Origin of the sequence: Corynebacterium zhongnanshanii (assembly GCF_014490575.1) — a bacterium.
Taxonomy (GTDB): Bacteria; Actinomycetota; Actinomycetes; order Mycobacteriales; family Mycobacteriaceae; genus Corynebacterium; species Corynebacterium zhongnanshanii.
The window spans coordinates 378,384-397,750 of sequence record NZ_CP061033.1 but is presented as its reverse complement, the minus strand read 5'-3'; the positions used below and the strand labels follow the sequence as shown (position 1 = coordinate 397,750).

The window sequence follows — 19,367 nt, the reverse complement described above, 5'->3', positions numbered from 1 at the left end:
GTGCTGGTCAGGGCTACACTCTGCACCCATGAAGAAGACGATGACTGCACTTGCCCTCCTGTCCACACTGGGCCTTACCCTGGCCTCCTGCTCCGACGGAGGCTCCTCCGACCCAGCCAAGGGCAACGACCACATCAACATCGTCGCCTCCGTCTCCACCTGGGGCAGCATCGCCAAGACCCTGGTCGAGGGCAACGACAACATCACCGTCACCACCATCCTGGACAACAACCAGGACGACCCCCACGAGTACGAGGCCTCCGCCAAGGACCTCGCCACCCTCTCCAGCGCGGACATCGTGGTCGCCAACGGCGGCGGCTACGACAACTGGCTCACCGACCACGTAGAGGGCCAGACCCCCATCGTCTCCGCCACCGAGCTGACCGAGGGGCACCACCATCACCACCACGACCATGATGGCGAGCATGAGCATGAGCACGAGCACGGCCATGACCACGGCGGCTTCAACCCCCACATCTGGTTCAACATGACGATCGTGGACCACTTCGTGGAGCAGCTGAAGGACGCCATCGAGAAGATCGACCCCGATGCCTCCATCAACACCTCAGCTGTCACGGACAAGACCCACGAGTTCGCCGAGCGCATGGGCACACTCAAGGACAAGAACGTGATCCTCACCGAGTCCGTGGCCGAGGGCATCATCGACCAGTCCGACCTGAAGGACATCACCCCCGACGGCTACGCCGATTCCGTCGCCCGCGAGTCCGAGCCCTCCGCCGCGGATGTGGCCGAGGCCCAGAAGCTCATCAACGACGGCAAGGCGGACATCCTCATCACCAACGAGCAGTCCCACACCGCCGCCGCGAACACCCTGATCGAGGCCGCGAAGTCCCACAAGACCCCCATCGTCAACGTGAACGAAACCCCGGACAACGGCCAGGACTACTTCGGCTACGTAGACACCGTCATCAACGATCTTGAAGAGGCCTCCAAGTAGGGATGACTCTTCACTTCCACAACGCCGCCGTGGAACCCCTGTGGCGCGGACTGAATCTTGACGTCCAGCCCGGGGAGTTCCTGGCGGTTCTTGGCACTAATGGCGTGGGCAAGTCCACGCTGCTGCATGTCGCCCTCGGCATCCGGTCGCTGACCCAGGGCACCTGCACCGTCGATGGGCGGGTGGGCTACATCCCCCAGCAGCGCATGTTCGACCCCGACCTGCCGATCCGCGCTCGCGACCTGGTGGGCCTGTCCGTCGCCTCCGGGATCTTTAAAAACCGACGCCCCCGGGCCTCAGTGGTGAACGCCGCCCTGGAGGAAGTGGGCGCCCTGGGGCTCGCCGACCGTCGCGTGGGCGAGCTGTCCGGTGGGCAGCAGCAAATCATCCGGCAGGCGCAGGCCCTGGCCAACGACCCCGAGTTGCTGTTGTGTGACGAGCCGACCCTCTCGCTGGATATGCGTGCACAGAAGAACACGGTGGAGCTGTTGGATCGGCGTCGGAAGGACAAAGGGACATCGGTGGTGTTCGTGACCCACAACATCAACCCCATCCTCAACGTCACGGATCGGGTCCTGTACCTCACCCCGCACGCACACACGATTGGGACGGTGGCGGACGTCATGAACTCGGAGACGCTCAGCGAGCTCTATCGCACGGACGTGCGAGTGCTCAACGTAGAAGGCAAGTTGGTGGTGGTGTGATGTTCACGGGCAACTGGTGGCACGATACCGTCTCCCTGCTGAGCGTGGATTTCGTGCAGAATGCGATCCTGGCGGCACTGCTGCTGGGGATCGTGTCCGGCGCGATTGCGCCGCTGATTGTAATGCGGCAGATGAGCTTCGCCGCGCACTCCACCGGCGAGCTGGCACTGATGGGCGCCTCCGCGGCGCTGCTGTGCGGCATCGGGGTGAGCTGGGGCGCGCTGTTCGGCGCGGTGCTGGCGGCGGTGGTGCTCACGCTGCTGGGAAATAAGGAGCAGGACTCCATCGTGGCGGTGGTCTTAAGCTTCGGCATGGGCCTGTCCGTGCTGTTTATTCACCTCTACCCCGGCCGGTCGTCCTCGGCGTTTAGCCTGCTCACAGGCCAGATCGTGGGCGTGAGTTCCGCGAATATGCGAGCGCTGATAATTGTGACGATCCTGGTGGTGGCGGTCATGGCGCTACTGTGGCGGCCGCTGCTGTTTTCCACGGTGGACCCGATTCTGGCGGCCACGCGCGGGGTGAAGGTGCGCACGCTGTCTCTAGTCTTTGCGGCGCTGATTGGTGTGGTCGCAAGCCAAGGCGTGCAGATTGTGGGCGCGCTGCTGCTCATCGCGCTGCTCATCACCCCGGGTGCCGCGGCCGTGAAGGTGACGTCCAGCCCCGCGATAGCGGTGATACTATCCGGCGCGTTCTCCATGATCGCGGCCGTGGGCGGGCTGGTGCTCTCCCTGGCACCAGGCCTGCCCGTATCCGTGTTCGTCACCACGCTCAGCTTCGTGATCTACCTAATCTGCCGCGGCATCGCCTGGCTTCGCGGACGCACGCTGAACGCCGATGAAGTGCGCCAGCGGGAGTACGCCACACACTGCGACGAGGATCCAGCCTAGGAGGATCCACACGGAGCCGGCCGCGCCGGCGCCGTCGAAGTAGGCCACGGAGCGAGCCGCGTCACCGGCCGCGCCGAGGGGAAGGAACTGGCCCATCGCACCCCAGGGCTTGGGCAGCCACTGCCATCCGGTCGCCAGGCCGGACAGGGGGTTGGACACGAACATTGTCACGATGGCGCCGAGTGCAATGCCTTTAAGTCCCCACAGGCTCTCCAAGGCCAGGACAAACAGGCTAGTTGCGGCGATGCCGAGCGTGAGTACTCCGGCGAAGGCCCAGTAGTTGGCCTCCACGGCGTTGTAGCCGAACTGGATGATCGCGGCCACAGCCAGGCCTGCCACCACGGCGGTCGCGAGCACTCCGGCCAATTGCAACAGGCGACGGTTCATCAGGCGGGACACGGCCAGGGCCGAGGCGATGCCCCCGAAGGCCACCGGCAGACCCAGCATGGCGAGTGCCGATCCGGCGGGGTCAGCCTCGGGAAGTGGGGCGACGTCCGTCACGGTCACCGTCTGGCCCGTAGCCTTCAGACCCTCGGCCATGCCGGTGAGCACATTCTTGTAGGGCGTTCCCGCACCGCTGGCGACGATGACCTCCACGCCGTCGGTCCCAAGGTTGAGCGCGCCGATAGCGTCGCGCTCACGCACAGCCTCCGTGGCCGCCTGCGGCGAATCATAGGTGGTGACCTCGAAAGCGCCGGGGCTCTTCTGCTCCAACATGCCGGTCACCCGAGACACGGCGGGCTGCGGTCCGGCGACGGCCAGTGGGAGGTCGTCCGGACCCGAGTTGATGGTGGGGGCCAGGAAGGCCAGGAGCATGAGAGCTACCACGGCCGGTAGGGCAAGGGCTGTGATCAGAAGTTTCTTCATTACTGTCAGTTCTCCTTAACTGGAACACTTTGTTCCGCTTCTCACAAATGGAACATTACGCTCCACTTAGGTAGGATGCAAGCAACCGAAGAAAACACCTGAAAGAAGGCACAATCGTGCGCGCAGACGCCGTCGAAAATCGAGAAGCCATCCTGAACGCCGCCTGGAGGCTGTTCTCCACGCACGGCATCGACGTCTCCCGGCGCGCTATTGCGAAGGAGGCCGGCGTCGGCGTCGCAACACTACAACGCCACTTCCCCACTCAGCAGGATCTTGCCATGGGTGTGATCGAGCACGGAAAAACCCTGGTGGCGGACCTCTACACAGCCCACCCGGACGCGTGGGACGCGCGCGATACGGCCACGCAGGCATGGGAGGACATCATCACCCGCATCATCGATCTGGGCATCGGCGCCTTCGCCACGCAGCTCATCCCCACGCTGCTGGTCGACGGCAAAAGGACCCACGAGGCCGACCAACTACTCGCGGAGCTCCTGGGCGCCGCCACCACATTCATGGACCGCGGCCGACGCTGGGGCCTCATCCGGGACGACCTCACCCCCCTGGACTTTCACCTCATCCTCGCGGCCACGTCCCGGCCACTCCCCCAGCCCATCAACGCGGAAGCCCCCCAGTTCATGTCTCAGATGACGCGGATCGTCATCGACGGGCTGAAGGCGCCCGACGCTGGCGCGCGAACTCGCTGAGCACCACGCCCGCTGCCACCGAGGCATTCAGGGACTCCACCCACGGGGCCATCGGAATGGACATGATGCTATCGCAGGTCTCCCGCACCAGGCGGGACATACCCTTGCCCTCCGAACCGACCACGATGACCACCGGGGTGGTGCCGTCGTAGGTATCCAGGGTGTGCTCGCCGCCGGCGTCCAGGCCCACGATCTGGTAGCCCGCCTGCTGGAACTGCTTCAAAGACCGCACCATGTTCGTAGCCTTCGCCACCGGCAGGCGCGCCGCCGTGCCCGCCGAGGTGCGCCACGCCACCGCGGTCACCGAGGCCGATCGACGTTCAGGGATCACCACACCGTGGCCCCCGAACGCCGCCACGGAACGGATCACCGCGCCCAAGTTGCGGGGGTCCGTGATGTTGTCCAGCGCCACGATCATGCCCGGGGTGGGGGCGGTGGCGGCCTTCTCGATCAGGTCCTCCACCTCCGCATAGTCGAACGGCGGGATCTGCAGGCCGATGCCCTGGTGCATGCCGTTGCCCGTCATGCGGTCCAGCTCCTGGCGAGAGACCTCCAGCACCGCAATACCACGGTCCGCGCAGGTGTGCACGGCCTCCGCCAGGCGCTGATCGCTCTTAGAGCCCTCCGCCACGTACAGCGCCGTGGCCGGAACCTTCGCGTGCAGGCACTCCACCACCGGGTTGCGGCCCACCACCAATTCCATCTGCTCCTCCACGCCACCGCGGCGGCGATCGTGAGCACCGGAGGCGCGGCGCTGCGCCGCCCGCTTCTTCTTATACGCCGCGTGGTATACGCGGTCCTCCGCCTTCGGGGTGGCACCCTTGCCCCTCAGGCCGCGGCGGCGTTGCCCACCAGAGCCCTTCGCGGAGCCTTTTTTATTGCTCTTGCGGACAGCGCCCTGCCGTTGGGAGTTACCGGCCATAGTTGTGTTACCTCAATTCGTGGGTTGTACCCGCGTGAAAAATGTACCTGACCATTCTATATGTCAGGGCCACAATGTACTATTCGCTACATGTCGTCTCTGAGTCGAGAATTAGATGAGCTTCCCGTCACCCGCAGACACGCCACCATGCTGGGCGGATCCGGCATCGGCTGGGCGCTGGACGCGATGGACGTGGGATTGATCAGTTTCATCATGGCCGCCCTGGCCGCCCACTGGGGCCTGTCCGCCACGCAGACCTCCTGGCTGGGCTCCATCGGGTTTGTGGGGATGGCGCTGGGTGCCACGCTCGGCGGGCTGCTGGCCGATAAATTAGGACGACGCCAAGTCTTCGCCCTCACACTCCTCGTCTATGGATTGGCCACCGGCGCTTCGGCCCTGGCGGGCAGCCTGGCGGTGCTCATGATCTTCCGCTTCTTCGTGGGCCTGGGCCTGGGGGCGGAGCTGCCCGTGGCCTCCACGCTGATCTCTGAGTTCTCCCCTCGCCGGATCCGCGGGCGCATGGTCGTGCTACTGGAGGCGTTCTGGGCCGTGGGGTGGATCGCCGCGGCAGCCATCGGCACGTTCGTGGTGGCGGCCAGCGACGAAGGTTGGCGCTGGGCGCTGGCGCTGGGCTGCATCCCCGCGGCCTACGCGCTGGTGGTGCGGCTCGGCCTGCCGGAGTCCGTCCGCTTCCTGGAGAGCAGGGGCCGCCACGAAGAGGCCCGGCGCGTGGTGGACAGCTTTAAGAACTCGCCGGCGATCCCGCTGTTCAACAGGCCGAGCGATGAGGACGAGGAGAATCGGGACGGCGCGCTGGGCGTCGAAGAAAAAGGCATCTGGTCGGCCCATTTACGGAAGCGCACCGCGGCACTGTGGACCATCTGGTTCTGCATCAATCTGAGCTACTACGGCGCGTTCATCTGGATCCCGTCCATCCTGCACGCCCAGGGGTTCACGCTGGTGAAGAGCTTCTCCTTCACGCTCATCATCACCCTGGCGCAGCTGCCGGGCTACGCGGTCAGCGCGTTCCTGATCGAGCGTTGGGGGCGACGGTCCACCCTGGCCACGTTCCTGGTGGGCTCCGCTGTGGCCGCGGGGCTGTACGGCATGGCCAGCCAGGAGTGGCAGATCATCGCAGCGGGGTGCCTGCTGAGCTTCTTCAACCTGGGCGCGTGGGGCGCGCTCTACGCCGTGGGGCCGGAGCTGTACCCCACGCACCTACGCGGCACGGGCACGGGCGCGGCCGCTGGGTTCGGGCGGATCGCGTCCATCATCGCGCCGCTCATCGTCCCGCCGATTCTGGCGCTCGGCGGGGCACCGATGCTGTTTGCGCTGTTCGGAGCAGCCTTCGCGATCGCGGCGGGGGCCGCGTTCCTGCTGCCGGAGCAGCGCGGCAGGGTGCTCTAGCGCAGGGACCAGGTGGCGCCCTCGGGGGTGTCCGTCACCTCGATGCCGGCGGCGGCCAGGCGGTCGCGCACCTCGTCGGCCACGGCCCAGTTCTTCTCCGCACGGGCCTCGGCACGGCGTTCCAGTTCCGCAGTGACCAGCACGTCCAGGGCGTTCATCGCACCTTCGGCGGCGCCGCCTCCGGCGAAGGTCTGGCCCAGCCACGTCTGGCTCAGAGGGTCCACGCCCAGCACGCCGGCCATCGCGCGGACGGCGGAGCCGAGCCGGGCAACCTCATCCCGGTTCTTGGCTTCGAGGGCTTTGTTACCAGCGCGCACGGCGTCGTGAATAATGGCCAAGGATTGCGGCACCGCAAGATCATCGTCCATCTTCGCGGCGAACTCCGGCAGAACATCCCCCACCGGCAGCTGGTCGGCGGACTCGGCGGTGGGCTTCGCGCCCGTGACGAACTCCAACGCGCGGAGCACGAACTTCTCGATGCGCTGGTAGCCGGCGGCGGCCTCGGCCAGGGCGGACTCGGAGTACTCCAGCATGGAACGGTAGTGCGCGGAACCCAGGTAGTAGCGCAGCTCCACCGGGCGCACCTTCGTCAGCACGTTCGGGACGGACAGCACGTTGCCCAGGGACTTGCTCATCTTCTCGCCGCTCATCGTGACCCAGCCATTGTGCATCCAATAGTTGGCGAAGCCATCGCCGGCCGCGTGGGCCTGGGCCGTCTCGTTTTCGTGGTGCGGGAACTGAAGGTCCAGGCCACCGCAGTGGATGTCGAAGCTGGAGCCCAGGTAGTTCGTGGCCATCGCGGAGCACTCGATGTGCCAGCCCGGGCGGCCCGGGCCCCACGGAGAATCCCACGCGGGCTCGCCCGGCTTTGCGGCCTTCCACATCGTGAAGTCACGCGGGTCGCGCTTTCCCGTGCCCGCGGATTCCCCCTGGTCCACCTCGTCCAATTTCTGGCCGGAAATCTGGCCGTAATTATCGATGGTGGCCGGCTGGGCATACACATTTCCGTCGGCGGCATAGCCGTGGCCATTATCGATAATGCGCTGCATGTAATCGATCATCTGGGGAATGTGGCCGGTGGCGCGCGGCTCAATGGACGGCGGGGTCACGCCCAGCTGGTCATACGCCCAGGTGAAAGCGCGCTCATGAGTGGCAGCCCACTCCCACCACGGACGGTTATTCTCCGCGGCTTTCGCCAGAATCTTGTCATCAATATCCGTGACATTACGCACAAACGCAACGTCCAGGCCCTTAAACGTCAGCCAATTACGCAGAATGTCAAAAGCCACCCCGGAGCGCACGTGCCCAATGTGCGGGATGGATTGAACGGTGGCTCCACACAGATAAATGGAGGCGTGCCCGTCGCGAATGGGCTGAAAATCGCGCAGTGAACGTGTGGCGGTATCGTAGATTCTGAGTGTCACGAGCCCTATTCTACGGCACACTGTCCCCGAGAAGACTTTTCATTGGAGTTCATCGTGAAGATCGCGTCAATCCACATCCCCGGTTCCCCCAGCGACGTCACAGTGCCCGTCGCCGTGGAGTCCTTCGTAGACGGGCACGGGCGAGGGCATCTGATCCCGGACCTGTGGACGTTTGCCGGAGGGCACGTGCCGGAGGCGGACCTCAGCGCCTACCCCACCGTGGAGTTCACCGCCGCGGAGCTGCGCCCCGTGATCCCGAATCCGGGCAAGATCATCTGCGTGGGCCTGAACTTCCGCGAGCACATCGAGGAGATGGGACACCCCATCCCGGACCACCCCACCTTGTTTGCGAAGTTTGCAGACAGCATCACCGGGCCGTACGAGGAGGTGATGGTGCCAGAGCACCTGATGGATGCCGCGGACTACGAGGGGGAGCTGGCCGTGGTCATCGGCGACTTCGGCGAGATCGCGGGCTACGCGATCATGAATGACTTCTCCCAGAGGGATTGGCAGTACCGCACGCAGCAGTGGCTGCAGGGCAAGAACCTGTTCGCGTCCTCGGGCTTCGGGCCGTGGATGGTCACGCCCGACGAATGCGATCCCGTGGAGCGGGGTTCCATGCTGCGTACCTGGATCAATGGTGAGCTGCGGCAGGAGCACTCCATGGCCGACCTGGTGTTCAAGCCCACGGAGCTGGTGGAGTACATCCAGCAGTTCACCCCGCTAAACAGGGGCGATGTGATTGTGTGCGGCACTCCCGCCGGGGTGGCCCACGGGATGAGCACGCCGCGTTACCTCACCGATGGCGACGAGATGCGCATCGCCATCGAGGGCATTGGTGAGATTTCCAACCGGGTGAAGGTTATCCCGGCTGAACTATAGAAGTTCCCGCAGGCCGGAACATGGCCGAGGGGTCCGTGATGGACAGCTCGCGGGAGACGAAGCGGTAGACGCGCGCGGGGCGGCCGCCGCCGTGGGGCTTGCGCTTCTCGCCGGTTTCCACCAGCAGGCCGCGGCGGGACAGGACGCGACCCAGGTTTGTGGTGTCGATGGGGAAGCCCAGGACGTGGCGATAGATCACGTTCAAGTCCAGGATGGTGAACTCCTCCGGCGCCAGAGCGAAGGAGATGTTGCTGTAGGTGATCTTCGCCCGCAGGCGCTCCACGGTGTTCTGCACAATCTCGGAGTGGTCGAACGCCAGGTTGGTGATCTGCTCGTCCTTGATGGGAACCCACCGGTAGGCTGTGGTGTCCTCCCCCAGCTTCTGCGCCTGCGCGGCGGGCAGGAGCACCAAGTAGACGGTGGCGATGGTGCGGTCGTAGGGGTCGCGGTCCACGTCGGAGCGGGTTTCCACCTGCTCGAAGTGCTCGAACATGTCGCGGTGCACACCGGCGTTGTCCAGGTGGCGCAGCAGCGCCTCGTCAATGGTCTCCTTCACATCCACTGGCCCGGAGACCAGGGCCAGGCCTCCGGAAAAGGGCGCCCTGTGGCGGCGGTGAAGTAGTACGCGGAGGCCGTCGTGGGCGTCGACGGACATGACCACGGCGATGGCCTGATGTCGGAACTTCGGCGTGCCAGCGTGGTCGCGCAACGGCCCGCTGGGGGTAGAGATATTCGGAGAATGCACGTCATCCATGATAACCTGTCCCAGAGTTTTCGACCGCATGGACATAACTGCGGTTGTGCCGACGACAAGAAGTGACGATCCATGACAACACCCACACAGACTGACTGGGCCGCCGAGGTCCGCCGCCTCGCCGACGAGCGCAACGCCCTGATCCTCGCCCACAACTACCAACTGCCCGCCATCCAGGACATCGCCCACCACGTCGGCGACTCCCTGGGCCTGTCCCGCATCGCCGCCGATACCGACGCCGACGAAATCATCTTCTGCGGCGTGCACTTCATGGCCGAAACCGCCAAAATCCTCTCGCCCGACAAGCGCGTCCTGATCCCCGACGCGAACGCCGGCTGCTCCCTGGCGGACACCATCACCGCCGACGAGCTGCGCGCCTGGAAGGCCGAGCACCCCGGCGCGGTGGTGGTGAGCTACGTCAACACCACCGCGGCCGTCAAGGCCGAGACGGACATCTGCTGCACCAGCTCCAACGCCGTGGACGTGGTCCGCAGCATCCCCGAAGACACGGAGGTCCTGTTCTGCCCCGACCAGTTCCTGGGCGCCCACGTGCAGCGCGAAACCGGCCGCGACAACATCCACCTGTGGTCCGGGGAGTGCCACGTGCACGCGGACATCTCCCCCGCGGGCCTGCGCGATGCCGTCCACACCCACGCGGACGCCGACCTGTTCATCCACCCCGAGTGCGGCTGCACCACCTCTGCCCTGTGGATGAACTCCACCGGCGACATCCCCGCCGAGCGCACCCATGTCCTGTCCACCGGCGGGATGCTGGGCGCCGCGCGCAACACGAAGGCCGGCAAGGTCCTGGTCGCCACGGAGATCGGCATGCTGCACCAGCTCACCAAGGCCAACCCAGCAACCGAGTTCCTACCCGTGAACCCGGAGGCCGCCTGCCCGTTCATGCAGATGATCACCCCGGACAAACTGCTGACCTGCCTGCGCGAGGGCACCGACGAGATCGTCGTGGACCCGGAAATCGCCACCCGCGCCCGTCGCGCCGTGGCGCGCATGATCGCCATTGGAGGCTAGGATGTTGTCCCCTGATACCGACGCCCAGCTCACCCACGCCGGGCTGGACCCTGAGCATGTCACCGCACTCATCACGGCTGTCCTGGACGAGGATCTGCAGTGGGGCGAGGACGTCACCACGCTGGCCACCATCCCGGCAGATCAGCGGTGTGTGGCGGAGGTGGTCGCGCGCCAGGACGGCGTGCTGGCGGGCGTGCCGGTGGCCCGCGCGGTCGCGGAGATCGCGGCGGCGCGGGACGGCTCCGCCGTGACGGTCACGGATGTGCTGCAGGACGGGGATGCCGTGCAGCCCGGCTCCGTGGTACTGCGTGTGGAAGGCCGCACGCAGCTGGTGCTCACGATGGAGCGCACCCTGCTGAACCTGCTGTGCCAGCTGTCGGGGGTGGCCAGCGCCACCGCCGCGTGGGTCCGTGCGTTGACGGGCACGGGCACCCGCGTGCGCGATACCCGCAAGACCCAGCCGTTGCTGCGCGTGCTGCAAAAGTACGCCGTGCGCTGCGGCGGTGGCGTGAACCACCGCATGGGGCTGGGCGACGCCGCCCTCATCAAGGACAACCACATCGAAGCGGCCGGCTCCATCACCGCCGCGTTCCAGGCCATCAGCACGCACGCGCGCGACCTGCCCATTGAGGTGGAGTGCGATACCGTGGCACAGGTCTCCGAGGCGATTGATGCTGGGGCGTCCCTGATCCTGCTGGACAACATGTCCCCCACCCAGGTGGCCGAGTGCCTGGAGCTCACCACCCCGGCGGGCGTGGCCACGGAACTGTCCGGCGGGCTCACGCTGGACACGATCGGCGACTACTCGGGGCTGGCCGTGGACTACGTGGCCGTGGGCGCGCTCACGCACAGCGCCACTGTCCTGGACTTAGGCCTGGACTTCCGCTAGGCCTGCTCGAACACCAGGGCCGTGGCCACCGCGGCCACGCCCTCGCCACGGCCGGTGAAGCCCATGTGGTCCGTGGTGGTTGCGGACACCCGCACCGGCGCACCCACCAGCTCACTCATGACGGCTTCGGCTTCCTCGCGGCGGGTGCCCATCTTCGGGCGGTTGCCCACCATCTGCACGGCGGCGTTGCCGATGGTGAACCCGCGCTCCTCCAATAGCGCGCGGCACTCGGTGAGTAGGCGGGCGCCGGAGACATTGTCGTATTCTTTCTGTCCCACTCCCACGAAGGAGCCCAGGTCCCCCAGGCCCGCGGCACTCAGCAGGGCGTCCACCACCGCGTGGGCCACCACATCGCCATCGGAGTGTCCCTCGCAGCCATCCTGGTCCTCCCACAGCAGGCACGCCATCCAGCAGGGCTTGCCTGCCTCGACCTGGTGTGCGTCCGTGGCGATGCCCACGCGGGGGATGCCCTGTCCAGCATTCATACTCGTGTTACCTTTCTTCCAGCAGCAGCTGCGCCATGCGGTAATCGCTCGGGGTGGTGATCTTGAAGGCCCTGGCGTCCCCGTCCACCACGGACACGGGCAGCCCGGCCATCTCCATGAGGGAGGCGTCGTCCGTAGCGAGTGGTCCGGCGGAGGCCTGGTACGCCTCGTTGGCCTCCAGCAGCCGGTCCAGCGCAAAGGCCTGGGGAGTCTGCACCGCGCGCAGGGACTCCCGGGGTGGGGTGCTCACCACCTGGCCCTGTTCCACCACCTTGATGGTGTCCGCCACCGGTACCACCGGGATCGCGCCCACCGCCGTGCCCCGCGCCAGCACGTCCATGGCACGATCGACCACGCCCGCCACCATCGATGACGGCGTGAGGCAGCGGGCGGCGTCGTGGATCAAGACCAAGGAATCATCACGGCCGTACTCACGCTCGAGGGCGAGCAGGCCCTGGTAGACCGAGTCCACGCGCTCGCGCCCGCCGCGGACGAGGCCCACGCGCATGCCCTGCCAGCGGCGGAGGTTCTCGGGATTGTCGAGCAGAGCCTGGGCGCGCGGCATCATGTCCGCAGAAGCGATGACGAGCGCGTGGGAGACGCGGTGGGCGCCATGGATAAGGTCAAGGGAGCGCTCCAGCAGCGTGCGGCCGGCGAGCTCTACAAAGGCCTTCGGCGTGGAAAAACCCAGCCTGGTACCGGAGCCAGCGGCGGCGATCAATGCCAGAGTGCGCACGGAAATTACAGCTCGTCGTCCAGGGCGTCCAAGTCCACAGGGCCATCGCCGTCGCCGGCCAGGTCGTCCTCGGACTGGGCTGCGCGCTTGGCTTCGAAGGCGGCGCGATGGCGGGCGATGGTCTGCTGCATCTCCTCCAACAGGGCGTCCGTCTTCTTGTCATCCACGCCCTCGGCCAGGGCGAGCTCGCCCACCAGGATCTGGCGGGCCTTCGCCAGCATGCGCTTCTCACCGGCGGACAGGCCACGGTCCTGGTCACGGCGCCACAGGTCGCGAACCACCTCGGCCACCTTGTTCACGTCGCCGGAGGTCAGGCGCTCCTGGTTGGCCTTGTAACGGCGAGACCAGTTGCCGGCCTCCTCCACGTCCGTTTCACGCAGGACGGAAAAGACCTTCAGCAGGCCCTCCTCGCCCACCACGTCGCGCACACCGACCTTCTCTGCGTTCTTCGCCGGAACCTTGACAGACAGATCACCCTGATTGATGCGCAAGATGAGGTAGTCGACGGTTTCGCCCTTGAACTCGCGCTGCTCGATTCCTTCAATCACCGCAGCACCGTGGTGAGGGTAAACAACCGTATCTCCGACCTTGAAGTCCATTAAAAGGCGCCCCTAAGTAACACTCGACAGAACATGAATGCCCCAGATTATACCGCACGGGCACCACGGGCCGACCATCACCCAAATAAGGGGCAGGGCGGCGGAGAGCGCGACCTATAACTATGTAAAAAGACCTCAAGAGGCTAGTCTAGAAGGCAGACGTTTATGAACTTTCGCCTCAGATGGAGGATCCACATCGTGAAGACCCTGAAGTCGACTGCCGTGCGCGGCGCCCTGACTTTCGTAGCTGCAGGTTCCGCACTGGCATTGACCGCCTGCGGTGCTGGCCAGATCTCTCAGACTGCCAACCAGGTTGCTGCCGTCAACGGAACGTCCGCCGAAGATGGACACACCACCGTCCGCGACGTCTCCGTGGTGATCGCCCCTGACAACACCGCGGCCGTGAAGTTCACCGCCGGAAACATCGAGAACAACCACCAGGTTCACACCCTGAAGTCCGTGAAGGTGGACGGCAAGCCCGTCACCCTGACCGGCGACAAGAACATCGAGGCTGGCTGCTCCCTGATCGCCTCCTACCAGGAGGAAGTCAACGCACTGAAGAAGGGCGCCACCAAGTCCTGCAACACCTACGTGGTCACCCAGCTGGCCGACGCATCCGGTGTGTTCGTGGGCGGCAACTCCACCGTCACCTTCACCTTCGATCACGCTGAGCTGGAAACCCCCGCCTCCGTGGTGGCCTACACCCCAGCTGCCGGTGAGTTCAACCGCGGCGAGAACGGCCTGACCGAGAACAACGGCGGCACCCCAGCCGACCCACAGACCCCGAAGGGCATCCTGAAGCCCAACGACGAGCACTCCCCTGCTCACAGCCACTAATTTCCTGGCGACGTGGAGTGTAGGTCCCTTCGTCTAAGGTATAGGCCATGGCCAAGGGATCTAAAACACGTTCGGTGTTCCACTGCACCAGCTGTGGGCACCAACTCAGCAAATGGATGGGGCGCTGCCCCTCCTGTGGCGAATGGGGCACGCTGGAGGAAAAGCAGACCCTGACTAGCTCAGGGGGATCCTCTGGTGGGGCGTCACGCAGCTTGGTACCGACCAGCCCCGCCCAGCCGGTCACACAGATCGACCCCACCACCGCCACCCACAAGCCCACCGGCATCGCGGAGTTAGACCGCGTGCTGGGCGGTGGCATCGTCCCCGGCTCGGCCATCCTCCTGGCCGGCGAACCCGGCGTGGGCAAATCCACCCTCCTGCTGGAGGTAGCGGCCTGGTGGGCCCGCTCCGGCCACACGGTCCTGATCATCACTGCGGAAGAATCCGTGGGACAGGTGCGCCACCGCGCCGAACGCACCGGCGCGCTAGAAGAGAAGCTGTACCTAGCCAGCGAAAACGACCTGGAGCGGGCACTCGGCCACATCGACGCGCTGCAGCCGGAGCTCATCATCATCGACTCCCTCCAAACCATGCACGCGCCCGGCGCGGAAGGTGTGGCCGGAGGCGTGACCCAAACGCGGGCCGTGGCCAGCACGCTCACCACCCTGGCGAAAACCTCCGGCACCCCGCTCATCACCATTGGCCACGTCACCAAAGAGGGAAACGTGGCAGGACCGCGCACCGTGGAGCACCTCGTGGACGTAGTGCTGCACTTCGAGGGCGACAAGCACTCCTCCATGCGCTTCCTGCGCGGCATCAAAAACCGCTTCGGCGCCACCGACGAGGTGGGCTGCTTCGAGCAGACCGCGCACGGCATCCGGGAGGTCACGGACCCCAGCGGGCTATTCCTCCACCACCGCACGGAGTCCGTGCCCGGTACCGCCATCACGGTCGCCATGGACGGGCGCCGCGCGATGGTGGGTGAAGTGCAGACCCTCGCGGTGGAGACGGACATTAGAAACCCGAAGCGCTACGTCACCGGCATGGAGACCGGGCGCGTGAGCATGAACCTGGCCGTCCTCGCGGAGCGCTGTGGGCTGAAGCTCACGGACAAGGAGGTCTACGCCGCAACAGTCGGTGGGATGAAGATCGCCGAGCCGTCCGCGGACCTGGCCATCGCCCTGGCACTGGCCTCCACCAGCAAGAAAGCCCCACTCCCCCAGGGGCTCATTGCCCTGGGAGAAGTGGGGCTGGGAGGCGAGGTGCGCCGCGTGCCGCAGCTCACGCAGCGCCTGGCGGAAGCCGCCCGCCTGGGGTTCACCCACGCGATCGTACCCGAGGGGTGCATGTACGATGCGCCGAAGGTCATGCAGATCAAGGAGGTGAAAAGCCTAGGGCAGGCTGTGGCGTACTGCTTGGGTTAGCCTGCCTTATGCCAAGTTGAAGGTCGCCGGCTCCGAGACGTTGTCGCCCACGTGCGCGTACAGCAGGAAGCCACCCGGCCCCACGGCAGTGCGGTTATCGCAGTGGCCCGGCGCCGACGTGGTGCGCGACCACGCACCCAATTCATAATTCACTTCTTCACCGGCTTTGATGTCTACGGTGCCGCGAACTTCGGCGTCGTTACAATCTAAATCGCCCCACACCCGCTGATAATTATCCAGGGTGAATACCTCGAACATCAGTTTGTGGGCGTCGAAATCAACGCTGCAATCGCCCTTCGTGGGGTTTTTGATATTCACGAAGAAATTCGGCTGCTGATCCGCGCCGAACGTCGGCGCCCCGGGGGTTGCGGTGACCTTCAGGTCCGCGATGGTGCAGACGTCCTTCTGCTTCTCGCCCTTCTCGTCCTTAGTGGAGGACTCAGTCTTCGACGGCTCGCTGGACTTCTTGTCCGTCTGGTGAGGAGGCTCGGCGGGACTGGTGGCGTCAATGGACCGGGAGGTCGCGACCTCGGACTGGGCCACACTCTGATCCTTGTCACCCCCGCTCAGGGAGCTAATCAGCCACCACAGCAACAGGATCACAACTAACAGCACCACTCCCGCAGCAATACGGCGGCGCATGTAGATTTCGCGCGGGAGTGGTCTTTTCGGAGGGTTCTGGTTACGGGGGCTCACAGTTGGTGAGTCTAATGCGGCGGCTCACCTATGTTCGGGAGCAACACCCGCGAACTAGAGCTCGCGGCAGTCCACCCCGTCGATCGCCACGCCGTAGCTCAAGACCGGCTCCACGCGCCCCGTCTTCAGGTCGTAGTGCGTGCCCACCACGCCCAGCCGGCCGTCGCGCACGGCGTCCCGCACCACCATGGAGCGGGACACCAGCTGGCCCACGCTCTCGGCCACGTGGTAGCGCTCGTAGGCCTCGCGGGTGGTGTGCCCGTCCGCCTTCGCCTTCAGCACGGAGATCGCGACCTTCTCCACCAGGAGGTTCTGGAACCCCGACGGGATCTTCCCCTCCGTCAGCGCCCGGTCCGTGGCGGCGATCGCACCACAGTATTGGTGGCCCATCACCACGATCAGCGGCACCTGCAGGGCATCCACCGCGAACTCAATGGACGCCAGGATCGATAAGCCGCTCAAGTGCCCTGCGTTGCGCACCACGAACATGTCCCCCAGCCCCTGGTCGAACACGATCTCCACCGGCACGCGCGAATCCGAGCACGCCAGCACCGCCGCGTGCGGCGCCTGCCCCTCCTCCGTCAGGATGCGGCGGCGGCTCTCGTCCAGGTTCGGGTGCTGCAGCTGCGCGTCCACGAAGCGCTGGTTGCCGTCCATGAGGGCGGCCCATGCGTGCTGAGGGGTGTCGTACTGTGCCGTATTCATAATTATCATTCTGCCATTAACATGGGTGCGCGTGACTACTGCAGAAGCGCCCGAGCACCGTGACCTTGCCGCCGATCTCAATTCCTGGTTCGGCACGCATGCCCGCCCGCTGCCGTGGCGCATGCCGTCCACCACCCCGTGGGCGGTGCTGGTCAGCGAGGTGATGTCCCAGCAAACCCCCGTCGCGCGCGTGGCGCCGCTGTGGGAGGCCTGGATGGACCGCTGGCCCACCCCCGCCGATCTGGCGCGGGCTGAGCGGGCGGACGTGCTGCGGATGTGGGCGAACCTGGGCTACCCTCGTCGTGCGTTGCGTTTGCGGGAGTGCGCTGTGGGCGTCGTCAATAATTTCGACGCCCAGCTTCCCACCCACGTCAGCGACCTGCTCACGCTGCCCGGCGTGGGGGCCTACACTGCCCGGGCGGTGGCCGCGTTCGCGCTGGAGCAGGCGGTGCCCGTGGTGGATACGAATGTGCGGCGGGTGTATAAGCGGCTGGTCAGGGGCGAGTTTTTGCAAGGGTCGGCGAAGGCGCGGGACCTGGCGGATGTGGCGGCGCTGCTGCCGTATTTGGATGAGGATCCGGCGGTGCGGAAGCAGGCGCCGGAGTTGTATGAGGAGCGTTCCGATCCGGCGTATAAGGAGGCCGCGCTGACGATGTGCGTGGCGTTGATGGAGCTGGGAGCTTTGGTGTGCACGGCCACCAACCCTGCGTGCGACCAGTGCCCCGTGCGGGAGCACTGCCGGTGGGTGGCCCTCGGCAAGCCGGAGCCCAGCGAGGAGGAGCAGGCCGCGGCGACCCAGCGGGTGCAGAAGTTCGCGGGCACGGACCGGCAGGTGCGGGGCAAAGTGATGGCGCTGTTGCGGAGCGCGGGGCCCGAGGGCGTGGACCGGGAAGCGATCAATGACGTGTGGCCGAAGAAGGTGCAATTGTGGCGCGCGGTGGATTCTTTAGTGGCCGATGGGTTAGCGATAGAAGAAAATAATTCATTTTCCCTCCCGCGCTAAATACTTACCCTAAACTAATTCCACATGACACATTCACGAAGAGTTGTAGCATCGCTACTTGCAAGTATTGGTTTTGTTTCTGCATCCCTGACCAGCGTTGGAATGGCTGCTGCGGCGCCTGGTTCTGCGTCTGATTCTGCCCCTGATTCTGCCCTCGGCTCTGTCTATGATGCCGGCGAGAAGGTTCACGGCAGCGCGGAATCCTCCCTGCGGGGAGCCGCTTCCCTGGGAAGCCTGGAGGATCTGCCCGGATCCAGCATTCCGAACGACCCCAACGGTTTCTATAACTTCCTCTCCCGCGACGTGGAGGGCGAGCCAGGCCAGATCATCGACACCCAGCCGGGCGTGCTGGCCTTCGGACTGCCGGGCGTGGACCTGTCCGCTGGCAACACCACCACCATCGCCTACGTCTCCCGGGACTCCAAGGGCAACCCCACCCCCGTCACCGGCACCATCGTGACCAACAAGCTCCCCTGGACCGGGCCGGGCGAGCGCCCCACCCTGGTGATCGCTCCGGGCACCCAGGGCACCGCGGACCAGTGTGCGCCCAGCCGCCTGATGCGCACCGGCTTTGAGTACGAGACCCTGCCCGTGGTGGCTGCGCTGTCCAAGGGTTGGAACGTGGCCATGACGGACCTGCGCGGCCTGGGTACGCCGAAGATCCAGCACACGTACATGAACCGTGTGGAGCAGGCGCAGGCCACCCTGGACATGGCGCGCGCGGCCGCGAACACGGGCCTGGGTGGCATCACGAAGACCTCCCCTGTGGCGACGTACGGGTACAGCCAGGGTGGCGGCGCGTCCGCCGCCGCCTTGGAGCTCGCGCCGAAGTACGCGCCGGAGGTGCCGTTGAAGGGTGGCTACGCCGGTGGTGTGCCGGCCGACCTGGCGATGACTGCTAACGCCATCGACAATGGTGCGCTGGCTGCCGCGATGGGCTACACCATCAACGGCTTCCTGGAGTCCGACCCGGAGATCCGCACCTACCTGGAGGAGCACTTGAACGAGCGCGGATGGCACCTGCTGAAGCAGACCTCCGACGAGTGCATCTGGGATTCCTTGGCTCGCCACGCCTACGGCGACAGCCGCACGCTGACGAAGGACGGCCGCTCGATCGCGGAGCTGCTGAAGGACGAGCCTATTGCGGAGATCGTGCGCCGCCAGCAGATCGGCTCTGAGACTCCGAATGTGCCGGTGTACATCGGCCACGGCACGAATGATGACACGATCCCTGTGGCGCAGGGCCGCACGCTGGCCCGCACGTGGTGCGAGGCGGGAACGCCTGTGTACTACAAGGAGTACAACATTCCGAAGGTGGCTCCGCTGGCGGACCACGCTATTCCTCTGCTGCCGCAGATCTCCCCTGCGGTGAACTGGTTGGATCAGATCTTCCGAGGTCAGGACTACCCAACCAGCTCCTGTGCAGACATCCCGCAGTAGGGTTTACTG

21 protein-coding genes are annotated in these 19,367 nt (G+C 65.7%); 12 read left to right on the top strand and 9 right to left on the bottom strand.

The genetic code is table 11. The annotated features are described in order from the left end of the window. The first annotated feature begins 28 nt into the window (after positions 1-28). From IAU67_RS01675 to IAU67_RS01665, 3 genes are read left to right on the top strand one after another with little or no spacing between them, the layout of a single operon-like run. Positions 29-958 carry a metal ABC transporter solute-binding protein, Zn/Mn family gene (locus IAU67_RS01675; RefSeq protein WP_151842509.1) on the top strand — a complete coding sequence of 310 codons (930 nt, stop codon included), beginning with the start codon at positions 29-31 and terminating at the stop codon, positions 956-958. A gap of 2 nt (positions 959-960) precedes the next feature. Then, on the top strand, positions 961-1,662 hold the full coding sequence (locus IAU67_RS01670) for a metal ABC transporter ATP-binding protein (protein WP_151842510.1): 702 nt from the start codon (positions 961-963) through the stop codon (positions 1,660-1,662). Next, positions 1,662-2,549, top strand: a complete 888-nt coding sequence (locus IAU67_RS01665) for a metal ABC transporter permease (RefSeq protein ID WP_151842511.1) — start codon at positions 1,662-1,664, stop codon at positions 2,547-2,549. Before IAU67_RS01670 ends, IAU67_RS01665 begins: the two co-directional genes overlap by 1 nt. On the opposite strand, the gene IAU67_RS01660 is transcribed toward IAU67_RS01665, so the two are convergent. Continuing rightward, the gene (locus IAU67_RS01660; protein ID WP_187767936.1) at positions 2,448-3,416 is read right to left on the bottom strand and encodes an ABC transporter permease; all 969 of its coding nucleotides are present in this window, start codon (positions 3,414-3,416) and stop codon (positions 2,448-2,450) included. The two genes, IAU67_RS01665 and IAU67_RS01660, sit on opposite strands and share 102 nt — an antisense overlap. Positions 3,417-3,532: 116 nt before the next feature. Between IAU67_RS01660 and IAU67_RS01655 the strand changes: the two genes are divergently transcribed. Continuing rightward, positions 3,533-4,123, top strand: coding sequence for a TetR/AcrR family transcriptional regulator (locus tag IAU67_RS01655; RefSeq protein ID WP_187767935.1), 591 nt, complete (start codon positions 3,533-3,535; stop codon positions 4,121-4,123). On the opposite strand, the gene rlmB is transcribed toward IAU67_RS01655, so the two are convergent. Beyond that, entirely contained in the window at positions 4,077-5,045 is a 969-nt protein-coding gene (gene rlmB, locus IAU67_RS01650; RefSeq protein WP_151842513.1) for a 23S rRNA (guanosine(2251)-2'-O)-methyltransferase RlmB, read from the bottom strand. The two genes, IAU67_RS01655 and rlmB, sit on opposite strands and share 47 nt — an antisense overlap. Before the next feature lie 90 nt (positions 5,046-5,135). On the opposite strand from rlmB, the gene IAU67_RS01645 reads away from it, so the two are divergent. Next, positions 5,136-6,452: an MFS transporter gene (locus tag IAU67_RS01645; protein ID WP_151842514.1), complete on the top strand. Its 1,317-nt coding sequence runs from the start codon at positions 5,136-5,138 to the stop codon at positions 6,450-6,452. Here the strand turns inward: IAU67_RS01645 and cysS are convergent. Then, complete coding sequence (gene cysS, locus IAU67_RS01640; RefSeq protein ID WP_151842515.1) at positions 6,449-7,876, bottom strand: cysteine--tRNA ligase; 1,428 nt, start codon at positions 7,874-7,876, stop codon at positions 6,449-6,451. The two genes, IAU67_RS01645 and cysS, sit on opposite strands and share 4 nt — an antisense overlap. 54 nt (positions 7,877-7,930) lie before the next feature. Here cysS and IAU67_RS01635 point away from each other — a divergent pair, with 54 nt between their 5' ends. Beyond that, positions 7,931-8,758 carry a fumarylacetoacetate hydrolase family protein gene (locus tag IAU67_RS01635; RefSeq protein WP_151842516.1) on the top strand — a complete coding sequence of 276 codons (828 nt, stop codon included), beginning with the start codon at positions 7,931-7,933 and terminating at the stop codon, positions 8,756-8,758. Here IAU67_RS01635 and IAU67_RS01630 read toward each other — a convergent pair. Further along, positions 8,739-9,503, bottom strand: a complete 765-nt coding sequence (locus tag IAU67_RS01630) for an NUDIX hydrolase (RefSeq protein WP_225723530.1) — start codon at positions 9,501-9,503, stop codon at positions 8,739-8,741. The genes IAU67_RS01635 and IAU67_RS01630 overlap by 20 nt on opposite strands. An 81-nt stretch (positions 9,504-9,584) precedes the next feature. On the opposite strand from IAU67_RS01630, the gene nadA reads away from it, so the two are divergent. Beyond that, the gene (nadA, locus tag IAU67_RS01625; RefSeq protein ID WP_151842518.1) at positions 9,585-10,544 is read left to right on the top strand and encodes a quinolinate synthase NadA; all 960 of its coding nucleotides are present in this window, start codon (positions 9,585-9,587) and stop codon (positions 10,542-10,544) included. Position 10,545: 1 nt separating this feature from the next. Continuing rightward, entirely contained in the window at positions 10,546-11,433 is an 888-nt protein-coding gene (nadC, locus tag IAU67_RS01620) for a carboxylating nicotinate-nucleotide diphosphorylase (RefSeq protein WP_151842519.1), read from the top strand. Here nadC and ispF read toward each other — a convergent pair. The 3 genes from ispF to IAU67_RS01605 are packed head-to-tail and all read right to left on the bottom strand — an operon-like array spanning position 11,430 to position 13,253. Then, positions 11,430-11,918, bottom strand: a complete 489-nt coding sequence (gene ispF / locus IAU67_RS01615) for a 2-C-methyl-D-erythritol 2,4-cyclodiphosphate synthase (RefSeq protein ID WP_151842520.1) — start codon at positions 11,916-11,918, stop codon at positions 11,430-11,432. The genes nadC and ispF overlap by 4 nt on opposite strands. 7 nt (positions 11,919-11,925) lie before the next feature. Next, the gene (gene ispD, locus IAU67_RS01610; protein WP_151842521.1) at positions 11,926-12,660 is read right to left on the bottom strand and encodes a 2-C-methyl-D-erythritol 4-phosphate cytidylyltransferase; all 735 of its coding nucleotides are present in this window, start codon (positions 12,658-12,660) and stop codon (positions 11,926-11,928) included. After that, positions 12,660-13,253: a CarD family transcriptional regulator gene (locus IAU67_RS01605; RefSeq protein WP_151842522.1), complete on the bottom strand. Its 594-nt coding sequence runs from the start codon at positions 13,251-13,253 to the stop codon at positions 12,660-12,662. Before IAU67_RS01605 ends, ispD begins: the two co-directional genes overlap by 1 nt. A 198-nt stretch (positions 13,254-13,451) precedes the next feature. Here IAU67_RS01605 and IAU67_RS01600 point away from each other — a divergent pair, with 198 nt between their 5' ends. Beyond that, entirely contained in the window at positions 13,452-14,090 is a 639-nt protein-coding gene (locus IAU67_RS01600; RefSeq protein WP_151842523.1) for a hypothetical protein, read from the top strand. A gap of 47 nt (positions 14,091-14,137) precedes the next feature. Next, positions 14,138-15,514: a DNA repair protein RadA gene (gene radA, locus IAU67_RS01595; RefSeq protein WP_151842524.1), complete on the top strand. Its 1,377-nt coding sequence runs from the start codon at positions 14,138-14,140 to the stop codon at positions 15,512-15,514. 6 nt (positions 15,515-15,520) lie between these two features. Here the strand turns inward: radA and IAU67_RS01590 are convergent, their stop codons facing one another. After that, positions 15,521-16,210 (bottom strand): hypothetical protein, encoded by a 690-nt coding sequence (locus IAU67_RS01590; protein ID WP_225723531.1) that lies wholly within the window; start codon positions 16,208-16,210, stop codon positions 15,521-15,523. Between the two features lie 54 nt (positions 16,211-16,264). Continuing rightward, positions 16,265-16,915: a carbonic anhydrase gene (locus IAU67_RS01585; protein WP_225723532.1), complete on the bottom strand. Its 651-nt coding sequence runs from the start codon at positions 16,913-16,915 to the stop codon at positions 16,265-16,267. 31 nt (positions 16,916-16,946) lie between these two features. Between IAU67_RS01585 and IAU67_RS01580 the strand changes: the two genes are divergently transcribed. Then, positions 16,947-17,918, top strand: coding sequence for an HhH-GPD family protein (locus tag IAU67_RS01580; protein ID WP_225723533.1), 972 nt, complete (start codon positions 16,947-16,949; stop codon positions 17,916-17,918). Positions 17,919-17,942: 24 nt separating this feature from the next. Further along, on the top strand, positions 17,943-19,358 hold the full coding sequence (locus IAU67_RS01575; RefSeq protein WP_151842526.1) for a lipase family protein: 1,416 nt from the start codon (positions 17,943-17,945) through the stop codon (positions 19,356-19,358). The last annotated feature ends 9 nt before the right edge of the window (positions 19,359-19,367 follow it).

What these genes read in the sequence shown, in the direction of transcription:
- IAU67_RS01575 (WP_151842526.1), top strand. Translation starts at nt 17,943, where the DNA reads ATGACACATTCACGAAGAGTTGTAGCATCGCTACTTGCAAGTATTGGT.
- nadC (WP_151842519.1), top strand. Translation starts at nt 10,546, where the DNA reads ATGTTGTCCCCTGATACCGACGCCCAGCTCACCCACGCCGGGCTGGAC.
- radA (WP_151842524.1), top strand. Translation starts at nt 14,138, where the DNA reads ATGGCCAAGGGATCTAAAACACGTTCGGTGTTCCACTGCACCAGCTGT.
- nadA (WP_151842518.1), top strand. Translation starts at nt 9,585, where the DNA reads ATGACAACACCCACACAGACTGACTGGGCCGCCGAGGTCCGCCGCCTC.
- IAU67_RS01660 (WP_187767936.1), bottom strand. Translation starts at nt 3,416, where the DNA reads ATGAAGAAACTTCTGATCACAGCCCTTGCCCTACCGGCCGTGGTAGCT.
- IAU67_RS01605 (WP_151842522.1), bottom strand. Translation starts at nt 13,253, where the DNA reads ATGGACTTCAAGGTCGGAGATACGGTTGTTTACCCTCACCACGGTGCT.
- IAU67_RS01665 (WP_151842511.1), top strand. Translation starts at nt 1,662, where the DNA reads ATGTTCACGGGCAACTGGTGGCACGATACCGTCTCCCTGCTGAGCGTG.
- IAU67_RS01675 (WP_151842509.1), top strand. Translation starts at nt 29, where the DNA reads ATGAAGAAGACGATGACTGCACTTGCCCTCCTGTCCACACTGGGCCTT.
- IAU67_RS01670 (WP_151842510.1), top strand. Translation starts at nt 961, where the DNA reads ATGACTCTTCACTTCCACAACGCCGCCGTGGAACCCCTGTGGCGCGGA.
- ispF (WP_151842520.1), bottom strand. Translation starts at nt 11,918, where the DNA reads ATGAATGCTGGACAGGGCATCCCCCGCGTGGGCATCGCCACGGACGCA.
- rlmB (WP_151842513.1), bottom strand. Translation starts at nt 5,045, where the DNA reads ATGGCCGGTAACTCCCAACGGCAGGGCGCTGTCCGCAAGAGCAATAAA.
- IAU67_RS01585 (WP_225723532.1), bottom strand. Translation starts at nt 16,915, where the DNA reads ATGAATACGGCACAGTACGACACCCCTCAGCACGCATGGGCCGCCCTC.
- IAU67_RS01645 (WP_151842514.1), top strand. Translation starts at nt 5,136, where the DNA reads ATGTCGTCTCTGAGTCGAGAATTAGATGAGCTTCCCGTCACCCGCAGA.